The organism is Brachybacterium saurashtrense, from assembly GCF_003355475.1.
GTDB classification, from domain to species: Bacteria; Actinomycetota; Actinomycetes; order Actinomycetales; family Dermabacteraceae; genus Brachybacterium; species Brachybacterium saurashtrense.
Genome location: NZ_CP031356.1, coordinates 43698 through 59953 on the forward strand (window position 1 = coordinate 43698; position 16256 = coordinate 59953).

Sequence of the window (16256 nt, forward strand, 5' to 3'; positions counted from 1 at the left end):
CTGGAGATCTACGATGCAGACATGCCATCGAAGAGGGTTGAACAGCACATCGCGGTTTTCGGCGAGAGCGGGAGCGGGAAGACCGTCCTCCTGTCCTCCTTCTTCGGGTCGATGAAGGAATCGGGTCATCTCGAGGACAGTCGGTTCACCCTGATCGCGGACAAGCCCGCGCAGGGCACGCAGCTCCTCCAGCGCTACTACCTCATGCGTGACCGAGCGGAGACTCCTGAGAGCAACAAATACAGCTCTTCCTCCTACCCCTTCAGTCTGAGGCCGAAGAACAAGCCCGCCGGCAAGTGAGCGACGAAGGGCAAGGACCCAGTCACGATCGTCTGGCACGACTACCCGGGCGAATGGCTCGAGAACGACGTGTCCGGCGAGACGGAAGCGAAGCGTCGAGTCGAGCTCTTCCGTGCCCTCCTGGAGTCAGATGTCGCTCTGCTGCTCGTTGACGGGCAGAAGCTCCTCGACCATGCCGGGGCCGAGGAGCGATACCTCGGCTCTCTCTTCGGCAGCCTCAGCAATCTCTTCTCCGTGATGCGGGATGACATCCTCGACGATGGGCAGAAGCTCGTGCAGTTCCCCCGGGTCTGGATCATCGCCCTGTCCAAGGCGGACCTGCTTCCGGAGATGACAGCCAAGTCGTTCATGGAGCTGGTGACACGGGAAACCGGAGAGCACCTCATCGAACTGCGGGACGTGCTCGCAGGCTACGTCATCGGCGACGAGGCACTCGCGGTCGGGGAGGACGCTGTCGTGCTGTCTTCCGCCAAGTTCGAACCTGGGCGGATCGATCTGGAGGCACGGGTCGGCGTCGATCTGATGCTCCCGCTCGCAGCAGTTCTCCCGGTCGAACGACACCTCCGGTGGGCGGGCAAGAAGGAGATCCCTGCAAAGGTGGCCAAGGCGCTGGTCAGGAACTCTCAAGAGGTCTTGGGCATCCTCACCGCAGGACTCGACGTGGCGGAAAAGCTCCCGATCCCTCCGCAGGTGAAGCTGGTGGCTGAGAAGGTCGCTAAGGTGCTGAGCAGTGGCCTCGCGAGCGACTTCCTCGGGTGGACGGAGCAGAGTATCGAGGACGCCCATAGGAAAGCGGTGGAGGCCAACGATGAGGTCCGAGCCATTCTCACGGGCTTCATGCTGGACCTGAGGAAGGCTGAGCAGGACGGCGTCCTCTTGAGGGGCGATCGCTGATGCTGATCTGGTCCACCCGTGGGAAGCATTGGGGTCATCGTTTCCTCCGCCGAGGCGGATCGCAGGACCCTCTCGTCGATCTCGAGCGTGCTTTCTCGGGGGCGAGGGGTGCAGGTGAGACGCTCCAGCGGAGCGGGGACCTGCTCGCGCTGCGCTTCAGAGACCCTCTGCTGCGCGAGGACGAGGCGGGGCGGGTGATCATCCACGAGGTGATCACTGACGATCCGTCCGTGCGGGACGCCGCGACCCTCCAGGACGGGATCGCTGCTGTCTGGCCGATGTTGGAGGAGGACTATGCGAAGGTCTGGGACTCCTTGGAGCCACCGGCCTGAGGCGGCAGAGCGGGCAGGCAGTATCGCGGGGCAGGAGCGGCCAGTCCTCCTGGCGCTCCCGCCCCGCGGCGGGTCATGGCGTCACCGCCCGGCGAGCGCGCCTCCGATCCCGCCCACGCTGAAGTACTTGTTCAGCACGGCGAAGACGAGCGCGGGCGGGAGCAGCATGATCACCGACACCGCCATCACCGGGCCCCAGTCGGTCGCGTTCTGCTGGAAGAAGGTCTGCAGACCGATCGGGAGGGTGAACACGTTGCTCGAGCGCAGGAACACCAGCGCCACGAGGTAGTCGTTCCAGGCGAGGAGGAAGGCGAAGATCGCGGTGGAGAGAATCCCGGGCAGGGAGTTCCGCAGCACGATCCGCAGGAAGGACCCGAAGACGGAGCATCCGTCTACCCAGGCGGCCTCCTCGAGAGCCGACGGGATCGAATCGAAGTAGGCCGCCATCATCCACGTCGCGACAGCGAGCGTCGAGGAGACGTACACGATGGTCAGGCCCAGGAGGTTGTCTGCGAGCCCGAGCCGTGCGAAGAGCACGAACAGCGGGATCACCGCCGTGATCACCGGGAGGGACTGGATCACGAAAAGCAGCAGCGAATAGCTCGCGACCGCCCGGCCCCGCCCGCGGGAGAGGACGTAGCCAGCCGGCGCGGCGACGATCACGGAGACTGCGACGGTCGCGAGCGCGACGCCGAGGCTGTTCATCAGCCACACCAGCACGTCGGTACGGGTCAGCACCGTCGTGAAGTTCTCCAGCGTGAGCCAGCTCGTCGTGGCGCTGGTCGCCGCAGGGCGCAGGGAGAGGAGCACGGTGGCGAGGATCGGCAGCAGCACCACGAAGGAGATCGCCGACAGGGCGGCGAAGCGCCACCACTGTCCGCGCTGCTCACGATCCCGGGCGGTGATCCGGACGGCGACTGCGGGGCGGGCCGGGGCCGCCGCGGTGCGGGGGAGGGCTGTGGTGCTCATGCGACATCGGCCTTTCGGATCTGGCGGTACAGGACCGTGGAGACGACGACCAGCACCAGCGTCATGAGGAACGCGATCGCGACACCGGGGCCGGTGCGCATGTCCTGGAAGACGGTGCGATAGGCGAGGACCACGAGCGAGGTCGTCGAGTCGACAGGGCCGCCGCCGGTGAGGAGGTAGATGGTGGGGAAGTCGTTCACGCAGAAGATCGCCATGAGGATCCAGCTGATGTAGGTCGATCGTGAGATCAACGGGAGCGTGATCTGCGAGAACTGCTGCCAGCGGCTCGCGCCGTCCATCCCGGCCGCCTCGTAGACGGTGGTGTCCACCGAGGACAGCGCGGAGGAGCACATCAGCAGCATGAACGGGAAGCTGATCCACACCTTGAAGACGCACACGGTCACCGCGGCCATGAACGGATCGGCCAGGAAGTAGACCTCGCCGAGCCCCAGGAGGCGAGCGAGGGTCGGGGCGAGGCTGTCGGGTGTCCCCACCAGGAAGTTCCACGAGGTGGAGGAGACGACCACGGGAACCACCCACGGCAGCAGGAGCAGCACGCGGAACACGCTGCGTCCAGGGGTACGCAGCCGGAGCAGGAGGGCGAGTGCGAGACCGATCGCCCAGGACCCGAAGACGCCCAGCAGCGTGAACACGAGAGTGACCCCGGCGGACTTCCAGAACCGGGGGCTTGAGAGGGCGTCGGCGTAGTTCTGCAGGCCGATGAACGAGCCGTCCGCGATGAGGGAGCCGTCGCGCACCGACTGCAGTGCGGCGACGAACAGCGGGTAGGCGTTGATCAGGACGAGCAGCAGGATCGACGGCGCGATGAGTGCCATCATCGTCAGCGCGCCGCGGCGGAGCCGGGGCCGGCGTCGCCCGGCCGCGAGCGGCGCGGTGGTGGTCGGGGCGCTCATCCGGCGACCTCCTCCAGGCCGCTCTGCAGCGTGGTCAGCGCGTCCTTCGCGGAGGCCGAGCCCTGGAGGATCGTCTGGGCGAACTGTGCGAGGGCCTGGCCGCCGTCGACCGAGGCGAGCGCTGCGAACGATTCCGACTTCTGCGCCGCGTAGGTCGAGCACACGGGCACCCACTCGTCCACGATCTTCGCCCGATTCGGCTCGGCGCGGAAGGCGTCGGAGTCCGCGATGGCGGTGAGGGCCGGCAGGGAGACGCCGACTGGCTGCTCCCAGTAGCGGTGGAGCTGGCCGAGGTAGTAGGTGAGGAACGCTTCGGACGCCTCTTGCGACGGGGTGTTCGTGTACATCATCAGGTTGTTCACGAAGTACAGGCCGGCGCGGGTCCCGCTCGTGCTTGCCAGCGGGGAGCCGACGACGAGCTCGTCGGAGACCTTCGCGACGCGCTCGGACAGGCCCGGGGTGTGGATTCCGATGGCGGCCTTGCGGTCGTTCCACTGGGCGTCGAGGTTGTCCTGTGTGAAGGACACCGCCCCCTTGTCGACGATCCCCTCCTTCACCAGCTCGAGGACGAACTCCATCGCCTCGACGTTGGCGGGGTTCAGCGCATCGGGCGCGCCATCGGAGTCGAAAAGGCCGCCCCCGTTGTTGATCATCATCGCGACCATCGTGTGCGAGCCGAGGTTGTTCCCGGAACCGGTACCGGTCGCGAAGCCCGAGACGCCGATCTTCTTCAGCGCGAGGCCGGCGTCGAACAGCTCGTCCCAGGTCGTGGGCTGGGAGACGCCAGCCTCCTCGAGCAGGGCGGTGTTGAACCAGAACGGGCGGACGTCGATCTGCCACGGGACGGCGACGTGGCCGTCGGGCGAGTTCAGGGTGTCCACGAGACCGTCGAGGAACTGGATGTCGGGGTCGGAGTCGAGCGCGGCGAGCACGTCGTCGGCGTAGGCGATCGCTCCCTGCTCGGCGAACTGGTACGCCTGGAACCCGGCCCCGGAGCTCACCGCCGGGCCGGTGCCGGAGGCGATCGCGGAGGCGAAGGTCTGGTAGAAGCCGTTCCACTGGATGGTCTGGTACGCGGCCTTGCCGAAGCCGTCCGCAGGGGCGTACTCGTCGATGATCTCGGAGCCGACCTCGTTGTACTCGGGAGTGCCCCAGGGCATGTCCCAGAAGGTCAGCGTCGCGGAGGCGTCACCGCCGGAGCCGCCGGAGCCGCTGGAGGAGCCGGCGATGCTGCATCCGGCGAGCCCGAGGCCGGCGGCGCCGAGTGCGGCGGCGGAGAGGACGGAACGGCGGGAGGGGGTGGGACGGGACATGGTGGACCCGCTTTCTGCTCGTCGTCGAGCGTGGGTGTGGGGTGGTGAGGTCAGCGCGGGAGCGCTGCGAGGACGTCCGCGAGGACGGTGTGGGCGTGCAGAAGGCGCTCGATGTCGTCGACGGCGTCGTCGGCGTCGAGGCGGTGGACGCGCCGCCAGGCGGCGCGATGGCTGGACTCCCAGAGGGTCGGGAGCACGGTGTGACCGGTCGCGTCGGTGAGTGTGACCTCGGCGGGTCGGGCGGTGCCGGAATCGGGCAAGGTCACTTCGGCGGTGGAGGTGGCGCCGAGGACCCGCATCCGGCAGCCGTGGGTGGGGCGGAGGGTGGGGGTCAGCTGGATGGAGACGTCCCGCCCGGCGGCCCCAGCGAGGACGGTTGCGCCGCCCTCGTCCGCGTGCAGCAGCCGCGCCCGTTCGAGCGGTCCGAGGAGCGCTGCGACGGTGAGCGCCACGTCGAGGAGGGCAGTTCCGCTCCGGGCGACGGGCCCGAGGAGGGCGTGGACCTCGAGCAGGCCGGCGCCCTCTGCGGCGGTGCGCACGGCAGGTCCTGCGGCCTCGAGCGCAGGGTTCCCGGCCCATGGCAGGTCCAGGAGCAGACGGGAACCGGCCGGGTCCTCGGCGAGGACGCGGGCTCGCTCCTGCTCCTCGGCCTCGAGGGGGGCGGGGGACTGGACGAGGACGGTCTGCCCTGCGTCAAGCGCTGTCGTGGCGTGGCCGAGCCATCCGGGGGCGCCGTCCAGGACCTGCACCTGGGCGTCGCGCTCCGTGGATGCGGCGGTGAAGGAGACGGGCAGGGAGGCGAGCACGGCGTCGGCCCCGATGGCTCCCGGTGCGGCGTGGATGTTCAGGGTGCTCATGCGGCGGACTCCTCGTGCTGCTGGGTGATGAGGTCGCGGACGCCGTCGGCGAGCGTGAGGGCGAAACGCAGGTCGTCGACCAGGTCCTCGAGGCGCGGCGCGGTACCGGTCCCTTCGAGGACCTTGGCGATCGAGCGCCACTCGGCCTCGTAGCCGTTCGCCGGGAACGGTCCGTGCACGGCGGTGGTCTCGCCACGGGTGACCCTGGAGACGCCCGAGCCGGCATGGACGTACGAAGGGGTGAAGACGATGCTGGCCTGCACGTCCTCGCCGAGGACCTCCAGTCGCCAGTCAGGACGCCAGGGCTGACCCATCGAGGCGTGCACCTCGAGGCGGGTGCGCCCGGCGGTGGCGAGGACCTGGTAGCCGAAGGGCTGCAGCGCGCGGGCGTCGAGGACGGTGACCGCCTCGGCGTCCTCGACGAGCTGCCGCACGAGGGGGAGGTCATGGATCGACAGGCCGAGGATCATCCGGCGCAGCAACTCGCCGTGCTCGGCCGCGCTCTGCGGAGCGTGCGCGGGGCCGGGTGACACGCGGTGGCCCTCGACCTCGGTGGCGAAGTCCTCGAAACGCTCGTTCGGGGGCAGCACGATCGAGGAGCGGACGAAGCGCTGAGAGGAGCTTCCTGCCGTGAGCTCCTCTCGCACCGTCGTCCAGGACTCGTCGAAGGTGTGCATCGCCCCGACGATGAGCGCGGTGCCGGCCTCGCGAGCGGCTTCGGCGATCCGCTGCGCGTCCTCCACCGTCGTCGCCAGGGGCTTCTCGCACAGCACGACCTTCGCCCCGGCGGTGATCGCCGCGAGCGCGTGCTCGGCGTGGAGACGGTCGGGGGAGCAGATGGCGATGACGTCGAGCCCGGCGGAGGCGAGGAACTCCTCGAGGTCCGAGGAAGGTGCCGCGCCGACGCGGTCGGCGACGCTGCGAGCCACCCCGTGGTCGACGTCGAAAACCCGCCTGATGGCGAGGCGGTCACGCAGGCGCGCCAGCGTGGGGAGATGGATGGCTTGGGTGACGGCACCGGCTCCGATGAAGCCGACGCCGTGCGGGGGTCGAGTCACGTGGACTGCCTCCTACGGCTGTGTAGGGACGAGGGCGAGACGAAACACGAAAGCGGCACATGTGTTCCGTGTTCGTGAACGTTATGGAGGCGGCCCCTGGGCCGTCAAGGGCTCGCGATGTCACGGTCAAGTCACGGCGCTGCCCGGACGCACTGCAGCCCTCGACGCGGACGTCGAGGGCTGCAGGAGGAAAGTGCAGGTCAGGCGGTGTGGCGGGCACCCCAGCGCTGGAGACAGCGCTCCCAGTAGTCGTCGAAGGCGCCGACGAGCGAGAAGTCGGGAGCGAGCAGGTACTGGATCTCGATGCCGTCCGCGAAGGCGACGATCGCCCGTGCCTCGAAGGCGATGGACGCCTCGTCCAACGGTGCGATCTCCCCGTCCTGGACGGCACGGCGGAGGCTCTCCTCGTAGCGCCCGAGGAGGTCCGAGTAGCGGGTGCGCATGAACGGCCGTCCCGGGTGATCCCCCGCCCCGGCCTCGGTGGCGGTCAGCAGGAAAAGGCTCAGGAGGTGAGGGTGCTCCTCGTGGTACGCCATCCCTGCACGGAGCGCGTGCAGGACGGAGATCCCCACCTGGGAGGACTCGTCGATGGCGGTGGCGACATCCTCCGACCATCGCTCGAGAACCGCGTTCAGGAGGTCCTCCTTGCTTGCGAAATGGCGATTGATCGTCCCGGGAGAGACCCCCACCCGCTCCGCGATCGAGCGCAGCGATCCGCCGTTGTAGCCAGAGGAGCCGAACACCCTCACGGCCTCGTCCACGATCTGCTTCCGGGTCGCGCGACCCGTTCTGTAGGGCCCACGGGCCGTGCCTGCTGTCGCCATCCCTGCATCTTGGCACGGGCGGCCCTCGCGCAGCCGAGGGGCGGGGGACACCGCGCGCCACGCCCCACCGCCCTCGGCCCCACGACCGGCCACCTCTGCACTTCCACCAAAGCAGAGTTCCGGGGCATGGCGGTCCGCGCGCTTGCCGTGTGCGAGGGGCTTCGCCCCGTGACGCTCGCGGTCGACGAGGGCGCGGTGCGGTCTGCGGTGTTCCACCTCGAACTTCGCCCCGGCGCTGAATCATCAGCGATCGGGTCGAGCCCGCCGCCGTGGACGGCCGCGAGATCGAGATCTGCGCGGCGCGAGGTCATCATGGAGCCATGTCTGATCCACAGCCCGCCCCGGGCGACCTGTCCGTCGTGTTCTCCGCCGCGCCGCCCCCTGCCGAGGACGCCGCCTCACTGGCTCCGGAGCAGTCCGGCGCTCCCTGGTTCCTGCCGGAGGACGGGCCGCGGCCCGATGACCTGGCGAGCGCGGTCGACGTCGACGCGGACCCGGTCGGTGCCGCCGCGACGCTCGCGCAGATCCCCGTCGTGCGCGGCGCGGTGGAGCTGCTCGCCCACGTCGGCGAGGGCCGGGAGGCGGGCGAGGTGGACGTGCTCGACGAGCACGTCGGCCCCTGGAACGCGCTCGTGGCGGGGCGTTGGCTGAGCAGGGACGGGGAGCGGATCGTGCCCGGCGAGGGGATGATGCCCGTGGCCGACGAGGCCGGGGACCCGGCCGGATTCGTGCGCTTCGCCCGCGCGCTGCTGGTGCTGCTGGTCCTCGAGGGCCTGCGGCAGGGCCCCGAGGAGGGCGGCCTGTTCGGCGGGACCGAGACGTTCACCGCCATGCTGTGCACCGTCGTGCCGGGCGGGCTGCTGCTCCCGGCCACGATCAGCGTCGCGCTCGAGCGAGGCCTGGTGCCCGACGACCTCGCCGGCGACCCGGACATGGACGAGATCTCCCGGTACTGGCAGACCGAGCACGACCTCGCCACCCTCGCCGCCTACGGGCTGCTGCAGCGCGAGACCAGCCCGGGCGGAGAGGACATCCGCTACCGCGGCACCCCCGAGGTCCTCGTGGAGGCCTTCGCCGCGCTGGAGATGAGCCAGGAGCTGGACTGACCCTCCCGCCCGCACAGCACGACGGCGACCCCCCGCAGGGAGCCGCCGTCGTGCATGCGTATCGATCAGCCCGTGGACTCGTCCCCGCGCAGGCCCTTCGCCGCCCCCTTCACGGTGTCGCGGGCGTCCTGCAGCGCGTCCTTCGCGGCGGCCTTGCCCTGCTGGGCCCGGCCCTCGGCCTCGGTCTCCGTGTCGCCGGTGGCCTTGCCCAGGCCCTCCTTGGCCTTGCCGCTCAGCGAATCCTTCGCGTTCTCGAACTTCTCGTCGGCGCTCATGGCGCACCTCCCGTGTCGAGTCCCCGCACGGGTGCCGTGCGGTGGGGCGAGTGTAGGTCGCCCGTGCCCGCCGGGCCCGACCTCCCGGTCGGGCAACGCCTCACCGCCTCCGCCCCGCGCTCACACCTGCTGCGCGGTGAGCGGGATCCGCCCGCCGGCGAGCACCATGTCCACCTGGCGCGGCGAGAGCGTGTGGTGCAGGGCCACCTCGCGCCCGCCGATCCGGGCCGTCAGCGAGCTGCCGGCGCGCAGCGCCTCGTGGAGGCCCTCGAGCACCACCTCGTCGTCCGTCTCGATCCCGTCGCGGTCCGCGGGGTCGTCGAACTGGAGGGCGAGGATCCCGAAGTTCGCGAGGTTCTGCCAGTGGATGCGGGCGAAGCTCTCGGCGATCACGGCGCGCAGGCCCAGGTGGCGCGGCGCGATCACGGCGTGCTCGCGGGAGGAGCCCTGGCCGTAGTTCTTCCCGGCGATCACCACGTGGCCGGAGGCCGCCTCCCGGGCCCGTTCGGGGTAGCTCTCGTCGATCCGGGTGAAGGAGAACTCGGCGATCCTCGGGATGTTGCTGCGGAAGGGCAGCACCCGGGAGCCGGCCGGCATGATCTCGTCGGTGGAGACGTCGTCGCCCATCACCAGCAGCGCCGGCACCTGCAGGGAGTCCTCGATCGGGGTGAACTCCGGCAGGGTGGAGATATTGGGGCCCTTCACCAGCTCCACCGCGGCGGCCTCCTCCGGCGCCAGCGGGGGCTCGAGCATGTCGGAGAGCCGGGCGGCGAACTCCGGCAGCACGGGCCGCGGGCAGGCGAGGCCGTGGCTGTCCTCGAGGGTGCGCGGATCGGTGATCACGCCGGTCAGCGCCGAGGCGGCGGCGGTCTCGGGGGAGCACAGCCACACCGCGTCCTCCTCGGTGCCGGAGCGACCGGGGAAGTTGCGCGGCATGGTGCGCAGGGAGTTGCGTCCCGTGGCGGGGGCCTGCCCCATCCCAATGCAGCCCATGCACCCGGACTGGTGGATCCGCGCGCCCGCCCCCACCAGGGAGGTGAGCCAGCCGCCGGTGATGAGGTCCGCGAGCACCTCGCGGGAGGAGGGGTTGATATCCACCGACACCCCGGCGACGGCCCGGCGGCCCGCGAGGATCTCGGCCACCACGGCGGCGTCGCGCAGGCCCGGGTTCGCCGAGGATCCGATCACCACCTGGGAGACCTCCTCCCCGGCCGCCTCCGCCACCGGCACCACGTTCCCGGGGGAGGAGGGCCGGGCGATCAGCGGCTCCAGCTGCGAGAGGTCGATCTGCTCGGCGAGGTCGTAGCGGGCGCCGTCGTCGGCCTCCCAGCGCTCGAACTGCTCGGCCCGGCCCACCGATTCGAGGTAGCGGCGGGCGGCGTCGTCGGCCGGGAACACGGTCGCGGTCGCTCCCAGCTCCGCGCCCATGTTCGCGATGACGTGGCGGTCCATCGCGCTGAGCTGCGCGAGCCCCTCGCCGTGGTACTCGATGATGCGGCCCACGCCGCCGCTCACGCCGTGGCGGCGCAGCATCTCCAGCACCACGTCCTTCGCGCTCACCCAGTCCGGCAGCTCGCCGGTGAGCTCCACGCCCCAGATCTCCGGCACCGTGACGTACAGCGGCTGCCCGGCCATCGCCATCGCGATCTCCAGCCCGCCCACGCCGATCGCCAGCATCCCCAGCGCCCCGGCCGCGCAGGTGTGCGAGTCCGAGCCGATCAGCAGCGCCCCGGGCCGGCCGAAGTGGGCCTGGTGCACGGGATGGGACACCCCGTTGCCGGCCTGCGAGAACCACAGCCCGAACCGTTGGGCCGCCGAGCGCAGGAACAGGTGGTCGTCGGGGTTCTTCTCGTCGGTCTGCAGCAGGTTGTGGTCCACGTACTGCACCGACAGCTCGGTGCGCACGCGGTCCAGGCCCATCGCCTCCAGCTCCAGCATCACCATCGTGCCGGTGGCGTCCTGGGTGAGGGTCTGGTCCACCTGCAGCCCGATCTCGGCGCCGGGCTCGAGCTCGCCCTCCACGAGATGGGCGGCGAGCAGCTTCTGGGCGACGGTGTGCGGCATGGGGCTGTCCTCCTCACGGGGTGGACCGCCGGCGAGGCCCGTCGGCGGACCTCCCCCCACCGTACGCGAGCGCCGCGCCGGTGTCCGCCCCCGGGCGGTCGCGCCCGGGCGTCGACGGGACCGTGTACTCTCTGCCGCATGCAGAAGCGTTGGCAGGTCTATGCGATGTCGGCTCCGGAGGGGCCGGCCGCCGTATAGCGCCACCACCTCTCCAGAGCCGACACGGGCAGAGCAGATGCTCTGCCCGTCGCCATTCCCGGCGGGCTCTGTGCAGCGGGTCCGCCCTCACCCAGGTAAGGACCCATGACTCTTCTCGCCACCGCCCCCGCCCCGGCCGACGACCGCCACGTCGCGCGCTTCACCGCCCTTCCCGCCCCCGCCGCGCTGCGGGCCGAGCAGCCCCTCGACCCGGCGCTCGCCGCCCAGGTCGCCGCACACCGCGAGCAGATCCGCGACGTGCTCACCGGCGCCGACGAGCGGCTTCTCGTGGTGGTGGGCCCCTGCTCGATCCACGACCCGGAGGCGGGGGTCGACTACGCCCGCCGCCTCGCCGCGCTGCGCGCCGAGGTGCAGGACGACCTGCTGCTGGTGATGCGCACCTACTTCGAGAAGCCGCGCACCACCGTGGGCTGGAAGGGCCTGATCAACGACCCGCACCTGGACGGCTCCCACGACATCGCCGCCGGCCTGCGCACCGCCCGTGCGTTCCTCCGCGAGGTGACCGCGCTGGGCCTGCCCTGCGCCACCGAGTTCCTCGAGCCGATCAGCCCCCAGTACATCGCGGACCTGATCAGCTGGGGCGCGATCGGCGCCCGCACCACCGAGTCGCAGATCCACCGCCAGCTCGCCTCCGGGCTGTCGATGCCGCTCGGGTTCAAGAACGGCACCGACGGCGGGATCCAGGTGGCGCTGGACGCGATCGCCGCGGCCTCCGCCCCGCAGTCCTTCCTGGGCATCGACGCCGACGGGCGGGCGGCGCTGGTGGCCACCACCGGCAACCCGGACCTCTCCCTCATCCTGCGCGGCGGGGCCGGCGGGCCGAACTTCGGCCCCGCCCCGGTGCAGGAGGCGGCCGCCCGGCTCGAGGCGGCCGGGCTGCCGGCCCGCCTGGTGGTGGACGCCTCGCACGCCAACAGCGGCAAGGACCACGAGCGCCAGCGCGAGGTCGCCTCCCTGCTCGCCGCGCAGGTCGCCGGTGACGGCGCGGCGATCGCCGGGATCATGCTCGAGAGCAACCTGCTGCCCGGCGCCCAGTCGCTGGACCCCGCGGTCGGCCCCGCCGGCCTGGTCCGCGGCCGCTCCGTGACCGACGCCTGCATGAGCTGGGAGAGCACGGAGGAGGCGCTGCGCGAGCTCGCCGCGGGCGCCCGCCGCCGCCGGGCCGGGTGAGCGCCATCAGGGCGGTGGGAACAGATCCTCGGCGCGCGGCGTTGGGACATGGCCCGCCGCCCCCGTGCACCGACCCCGTCCCGAGGAGCCGTCATCACCGCGACAGTCGCCCTGCCCTCGCTCGCCGCCCAGGCCGAGCGCCTCATCGCTCTCGAGATCCACACCCTCGCCGGGCTCCCCGCCGAGGCGCTGCGTGAGGCCGCCGTCCGCGCCGGCGCCGACCGCACCGACGCGCTGCTCGCGGTCGATCCCGCGCTCGCGCGGCCGTCGGCCCTCGCCCCGCTCATGCGCCGCGGGGAGAAGCCCGGCTTCGTGGTCGAGGACATGACGGACGTCGACGCCTTCGCGCCCACCGGCGTCGACCTGTCCGACTGCCCGCTCTACCTCGTCGTCGCCCCGGACCGCGGCGACGAGCACGAGAATGCCTCCCCGGCCGAGGCGCTCACGGCGATCACCGCCGCGGGTCGCAGCCCGCTGCTGCTCACCGAGGGCCTGCTCTGGGTGCTGCAGGTCCCGGAGGTCCTCGAGCGGAACCACTGCTTCATGACGATCGGCTCCAGGACCCGGACGGCGAGCGGCCGCCTCGACTCCCGCACGCCCGCGCTGTGGATCTCGGGCGGCACGGGCCGCGACGGCACGGAGAGGAAGGACGCGCCGAAGCTCGGCTGGTGCTGGTGGAACAACCGCCACACATGGCTCGGCATCGCCTCGGCGGGCGGACGCGCCGAGGGCTGAGCGCGCTCAGGCGGGGCGCGGGGCGGGCCTGGCGTGCCCGCCTCACCCGCACCTTCTGAGCGCCCACGGCCCGAGAACCGCTCCCGAGAATCCCTCCCGTCCGCTACGGTGACCCCGACCGCGCGCGACGGCGCCGCGGACGCGACCGACGACGGCCGCGCCACGGCCCGTGGTGACCGCCTCGCGGCGCATCCCCGGCCCGAAGGACGATCCGATGAACTCCCTGATCCTCGCAGGGATCGGCGTGGCGATGATGATCGCCGGCTACCTGCTCTACTCCCGCTTCCTGGGGCGGCGCGTGTACCGCCTCAGCGCCTCCTTCCGCACCCCCGCCCACGAGCTCCAGGACGGGGTGGACTTCGTCCCCACCAACAAGTTCATCCTGTGGGGACACCACTTCACTTCCGTGGCGGGCGCCGCGCCGATCGTGGGCCCCGCGATCGCGGTGATCTGGGGCTGGCTGCCCGCCTTCCTGTGGGTCACCCTCGGCACCGTGTTCTTCGCCGGGATGCACGATCTGGGCGCACTGTGGGCCTCGGTGCGCCACCGCGGCCAGTCCATCGGTACGCTCTCGGCCCGCTACATCGGCGCCCGCGGCAGCCGGCTGTTCCTGGTGGTCATCTTCCTGCTGCTGCTCATGGTCAACGCCGCCTTCGCCGTGGTGATCGCGGGGCTGCTGGTCTCCACCCCCACCGCCGTGCTGCCCACCTGGGGCGCGCTGGTGGTCGCGGTGCTGATCGGCCAGGCGATCTACCGCCTGAAGTGGAGCCTGCCGGTGGTCTCCATGATCGGCGTGGCCGCCCTGTACGGCCTGATCCTGCTGGGCGACCGGTTCCCCGTGGTGCTGCCGGAGACGGTGCTGGGGCTCTCCGCCACCTCGTTCTGGATCGTGGTGCTGTTCCTCTACGCCGCCGTGGCCTCCACGCTGCCGGTGTGGGTGCTGCTGCAGCCCCGCGACTACATCAACGGCCTGCAGCTGTTCATCGGGCTGGGCCTGCTGTACGGCTCGGTGCTGCTGTTCGGCCCCAGCATCGTGGCCCCGGCCGTCAACGCGAACGTCCCCGAGGGCACCCCGGGGCTGATGCCGCTGCTGTTCGTCACCATCGCCTGCGGCGCGATCTCCGGGTTCCACGGCATCGTCTCCTCCGGCACCTCCGCCAAGCAGCTGGACAAGGAGACCGACGCCCGCTTCGTGGGCTACTTCGGCGCGGTGGGCGAGGGCCTGCTGGCGCTCGGCGCGATCATCGCCACCACCGCCGGGTTCCGCACCCTGGCGGATTGGGAGGAGGTCTACAGCGCCTTCGGCCAGGGCGGTGTGGGGGCGTTCGTCGACGGCGGCGGCGCGATCCTCAACGCCGGTCTGGGCCTGCCCACCTCGCTCTCCTCGACCATCCTGGCGACCATGGCGGTGCTCTTCGCGGCCACCACGATGGACACCGGCGTGCGCCTGCAGCGCTTCGTGGTGCAGGAGATCGGCGACCTGGTGGGCGTGAAGCTCGGCACCGTCGTGGCCACGGCGATCGTGCTGGTGGTGTGCCTGGGCCTGACCTTCAGCGCCGGGGCCGACGGCTCTGGCGGCATGCTGATCTGGCCGCTGTTCGGCACCACCAACCAGATCCTCGCGGGGCTCACCCTGTCGATCCTGGCGGTGATGCTGGTGCGCCGGCGCCGCCCGGTGCTGCCGGCCCTGGTGCCGCTGGTGTTCGTGCTGTTCGTGAGCGTGTACGCGCTGCTGATCCAGCTGGGCGGGTTCTACCGGGACGGCAACTGGCTGCTGCTGGTGCTGGACGTGATCATCCTGGTCGCCGCGCTGTGGGTGATCGTCGAGGCGGCCGTGGCCCTGCGACGCGCCCGCACCGCGGAGCCCGACCTCGACGAGGACGAGCCCGCGCAGGTCGGCACCGGGGGAGGCGGCCGGGAGTGAGCGGCGCGGCGGGTGCGCGGGCCGCGGCGGTGCGCAGGGCGGCCGGCGCGCTGCGCACCCGCTGGCGCGCCCTCGCCGAGGGACTGCACGAGTTCTACGTCGGCCCCTACCGGCGCACCTTCGCGAAGGCCCAGCGCGACGAGGACGATCTGTTCCGGATGCTGGTGATGAGCGAGATGCTGGGCGTGCCCAACCCCGCCTCTTACTACACCGCCGAGCTGCTGCCGGTGCTGTACGACGGCTTCCACGAGTGGCACCGGCGCATGGGCATGGAGCGGTCCCCGCTGGAGGAGTACCGATGCTGCTGAGGCTCGCCGCGGAGCGCCGCGTGCTGTTCCTGGGCGGGAAGGGCGGGGTCGGCAAGACCACCCTCGCCTCCGCCGGCGCGCTCGCCGCCGCCCGGGCGGGACGGCGCGTGCTGGTGGTCTCCACCGACCCGGCCCACAACCTGGGCCACCTGTGGGACCGCCGGATCGGCGACCGCCCCACCACCCTGGATGCCGGGGCCGACGGGGGCGTGCTGCGCGGGCTGGAGATCGACCCCGACGCCACCACCGATCAGCACCTGCGCGACGTGGGCCGCTCCCTGCGGCGCCTCATGCCCGCGCACCTCGCGGGCGAGGTGGACCGGCACATGGAGCTCTCCCGCCGCTCCCCGGGCACCCACGAGGCGGCGCTGCTGGAGCGGATCACGGAGCTGGTGGAGCAGGGGAGGGAGGAGCACGACCTGCTGGTCTTCGACACCGCCCCCTCCGGGCACACCGCCCGGATGATGGCGCTGCCGGAGCTGATGACCGCCTGGACCGACGGGCTGCTGCAGCGGCGGGAGCGCTCGCGCCGGCTCGGCGCGGCCCGGCGCGGGCTCGACGGGGACCACGGCGACAGGATCCTCGGCTCCAGCGCCCCGCGCGATCCGCTCGAGGAGCGCGATGAGGAGATCCGCGCGATCCTGCTGCGCCGCCGCGACCGGCTCGCGGGGCTGCGCGCGGTGCTCACCGACGCCGAGATCTGCTCCTTCGCGATCGTGCTCGCCGCGGAGCGGCTGCCGGTGCTGGAGACCATCGCCCTGCACGAGGAGCTCACCCGCACCGGCGTGGACGTCGGCGCCCTGGTGGTCAACAAGCGCTCGCCCGCGGATCGTGGCGACTTCCTCGCCCGCCGCCACGCGGTGGAGGCGGAGCATCTGGGCACCCTCCGCGAGGCGCTGCCGGCCGTGCCGCTGCAGGAGGTCCCGCTCGGCGAGGAGGACGTCGTCGGCCCCGCCGCGCTGGAGCGATTCGCCGCGCTGCTGTGACCGGCGCG

General features: G+C 71.5%; 17 protein-coding genes. 9 read left to right on the plus strand and 8 right to left on the minus strand.

Annotation, left to right across the window (positions count from 1 at the left end):
* Positions 1-21: 21 nt before the first annotated feature.
* The 3 genes from DWV08_RS00195 to DWV08_RS00205 all read left to right on the plus strand — a co-directional run bounded on the left by DWV08_RS00195 (position 22) and on the right by DWV08_RS00205 (position 1526).
* Entirely contained in the window at positions 22-300 is a 279-nt protein-coding gene (locus DWV08_RS00195) for a P-loop NTPase family protein (RefSeq protein ID WP_127097507.1), read from the plus strand.
* A gap of 69 nt (positions 301-369) precedes the next feature.
* On the plus strand, positions 370-1194 hold the full coding sequence (locus DWV08_RS00200) for a hypothetical protein (protein ID WP_115411954.1): 825 nt from the start codon (positions 370-372) through the stop codon (positions 1192-1194).
* Positions 1194-1526, plus strand: coding sequence for a hypothetical protein (locus tag DWV08_RS00205; protein WP_115411955.1), 333 nt, complete (start codon positions 1194-1196; stop codon positions 1524-1526). Before DWV08_RS00200 ends, DWV08_RS00205 begins: the two co-directional genes overlap by 1 nt.
* Positions 1527-1607: 81 nt before the next feature.
* Here the strand turns inward: DWV08_RS00205 and DWV08_RS00210 are convergent, their stop codons facing one another.
* From DWV08_RS00210 to DWV08_RS00235, 6 genes are all read right to left on the minus strand, one after another.
* On the minus strand, positions 1608-2495 hold the full coding sequence (locus DWV08_RS00210; RefSeq protein WP_115411956.1) for a carbohydrate ABC transporter permease: 888 nt from the start codon (positions 2493-2495) through the stop codon (positions 1608-1610).
* Positions 2492-3409, minus strand: coding sequence for a carbohydrate ABC transporter permease (locus tag DWV08_RS00215; protein ID WP_115411957.1), 918 nt, complete (start codon positions 3407-3409; stop codon positions 2492-2494). Before DWV08_RS00215 ends, DWV08_RS00210 begins: the two co-directional genes overlap by 4 nt.
* Positions 3406-4722: an ABC transporter substrate-binding protein gene (locus tag DWV08_RS00220; RefSeq protein ID WP_115411958.1), complete on the minus strand. Its 1317-nt coding sequence runs from the start codon at positions 4720-4722 to the stop codon at positions 3406-3408. Before DWV08_RS00220 ends, DWV08_RS00215 begins: the two co-directional genes overlap by 4 nt.
* Before the next feature lie 50 nt (positions 4723-4772).
* Complete coding sequence (locus DWV08_RS00225) at positions 4773-5579, minus strand: hypothetical protein (protein ID WP_115411959.1); 807 nt, start codon at positions 5577-5579, stop codon at positions 4773-4775.
* On the minus strand, positions 5576-6637 hold the full coding sequence (locus DWV08_RS00230; protein WP_115411960.1) for a Gfo/Idh/MocA family protein: 1062 nt from the start codon (positions 6635-6637) through the stop codon (positions 5576-5578). The genes DWV08_RS00225 and DWV08_RS00230 overlap by 4 nt, the downstream gene beginning before the upstream one ends.
* Before the next feature lie 200 nt (positions 6638-6837).
* Positions 6838-7398, minus strand: coding sequence for a TetR/AcrR family transcriptional regulator (locus DWV08_RS00235; RefSeq protein WP_162801457.1), 561 nt, complete (start codon positions 7396-7398; stop codon positions 6838-6840).
* A gap of 383 nt (positions 7399-7781) precedes the next feature.
* Here DWV08_RS00235 and DWV08_RS00240 point away from each other — a divergent pair, with 383 nt between their 5' ends.
* Positions 7782-8567: a hypothetical protein gene (locus tag DWV08_RS00240; protein WP_115411962.1), complete on the plus strand. Its 786-nt coding sequence runs from the start codon at positions 7782-7784 to the stop codon at positions 8565-8567.
* A gap of 65 nt (positions 8568-8632) precedes the next feature.
* On the opposite strand, the gene DWV08_RS00245 is transcribed toward DWV08_RS00240, so the two are convergent.
* Together DWV08_RS00245 and DWV08_RS00250 are read right to left on the minus strand one after the other, a co-directional pair.
* Positions 8633-8842 carry a CsbD family protein gene (locus tag DWV08_RS00245; protein WP_115411963.1) on the minus strand — a complete coding sequence of 70 codons (210 nt, stop codon included), beginning with the start codon at positions 8840-8842 and terminating at the stop codon, positions 8633-8635.
* Between the two features lie 120 nt (positions 8843-8962).
* Positions 8963-10906: an aconitate hydratase gene (locus tag DWV08_RS00250; RefSeq protein WP_115411964.1), complete on the minus strand. Its 1944-nt coding sequence runs from the start codon at positions 10904-10906 to the stop codon at positions 8963-8965.
* Positions 10907-11209: 303 nt separating this feature from the next.
* Between DWV08_RS00250 and DWV08_RS00255 the strand changes: the two genes are divergently transcribed.
* The 5 genes from DWV08_RS00255 (at position 11210) to DWV08_RS00275 (ending at position 16248) form a co-directional block, all read left to right on the plus strand.
* The gene (locus tag DWV08_RS00255; RefSeq protein WP_115411965.1) at positions 11210-12295 is read left to right on the plus strand and encodes a 3-deoxy-7-phosphoheptulonate synthase; all 1086 of its coding nucleotides are present in this window, start codon (positions 11210-11212) and stop codon (positions 12293-12295) included.
* Between the two features lie 48 nt (positions 12296-12343).
* A complete protein-coding gene (locus DWV08_RS00260) occupies positions 12344-13030 on the plus strand; it encodes a DUF5701 family protein (protein ID WP_241237416.1) in 687 nt (228 codons plus the stop codon).
* Between the two features lie 214 nt (positions 13031-13244).
* On the plus strand, positions 13245-14954 hold the full coding sequence (locus DWV08_RS00265) for a carbon starvation CstA family protein (RefSeq protein ID WP_115414837.1): 1710 nt from the start codon (positions 13245-13247) through the stop codon (positions 14952-14954).
* Positions 14951-15262, plus strand: coding sequence for a cory-CC-star protein (locus DWV08_RS00270; protein WP_420897518.1), 312 nt, complete (start codon positions 14951-14953; stop codon positions 15260-15262). The genes DWV08_RS00265 and DWV08_RS00270 overlap by 4 nt, the downstream gene beginning before the upstream one ends.
* On the plus strand, positions 15253-16248 hold the full coding sequence (locus tag DWV08_RS00275; RefSeq protein ID WP_115411966.1) for an ArsA family ATPase: 996 nt from the start codon (positions 15253-15255) through the stop codon (positions 16246-16248). Before DWV08_RS00270 ends, DWV08_RS00275 begins: the two co-directional genes overlap by 10 nt.
* Positions 16249-16256: the final 8 nt, after the last annotated feature.

Bases quoted from the DNA above. Each gene is read 5' to 3' on its own strand.
- DWV08_RS00195 (WP_127097507.1), top strand. From the start codon at position 22: ATGCCATCGAAGAGGGTTGAACAGCACATCGCGGTTTTCGGCGAGAGC.
- DWV08_RS00205 (WP_115411955.1), top strand. From the start codon at position 1,194: ATGCTGATCTGGTCCACCCGTGGGAAGCATTGGGGTCATCGTTTCCTC.
- DWV08_RS00210 (WP_115411956.1), bottom strand. From the start codon at position 2,495: ATGAGCACCACAGCCCTCCCCCGCACCGCGGCGGCCCCGGCCCGCCCC.
- DWV08_RS00215 (WP_115411957.1), bottom strand. From the start codon at position 3,409: ATGAGCGCCCCGACCACCACCGCGCCGCTCGCGGCCGGGCGACGCCGG.
- DWV08_RS00220 (WP_115411958.1), bottom strand. From the start codon at position 4,722: ATGTCCCGTCCCACCCCCTCCCGCCGTTCCGTCCTCTCCGCCGCCGCA.
- DWV08_RS00225 (WP_115411959.1), bottom strand. From the start codon at position 5,579: ATGAGCACCCTGAACATCCACGCCGCACCGGGAGCCATCGGGGCCGAC.
- DWV08_RS00240 (WP_115411962.1), top strand. From the start codon at position 7,782: ATGTCTGATCCACAGCCCGCCCCGGGCGACCTGTCCGTCGTGTTCTCC.
- DWV08_RS00245 (WP_115411963.1), bottom strand. From the start codon at position 8,842: ATGAGCGCCGACGAGAAGTTCGAGAACGCGAAGGATTCGCTGAGCGGC.
- DWV08_RS00250 (WP_115411964.1), bottom strand. From the start codon at position 10,906: ATGCCGCACACCGTCGCCCAGAAGCTGCTCGCCGCCCATCTCGTGGAG.
- DWV08_RS00255 (WP_115411965.1), top strand. From the start codon at position 11,210: ATGACTCTTCTCGCCACCGCCCCCGCCCCGGCCGACGACCGCCACGTC.
- DWV08_RS00260 (WP_241237416.1), top strand. From the start codon at position 12,344: ATGGCCCGCCGCCCCCGTGCACCGACCCCGTCCCGAGGAGCCGTCATC.
- DWV08_RS00265 (WP_115414837.1), top strand. From the start codon at position 13,245: ATGAACTCCCTGATCCTCGCAGGGATCGGCGTGGCGATGATGATCGCC.
- DWV08_RS00275 (WP_115411966.1), top strand. From the start codon at position 15,253: ATGCTGCTGAGGCTCGCCGCGGAGCGCCGCGTGCTGTTCCTGGGCGGG.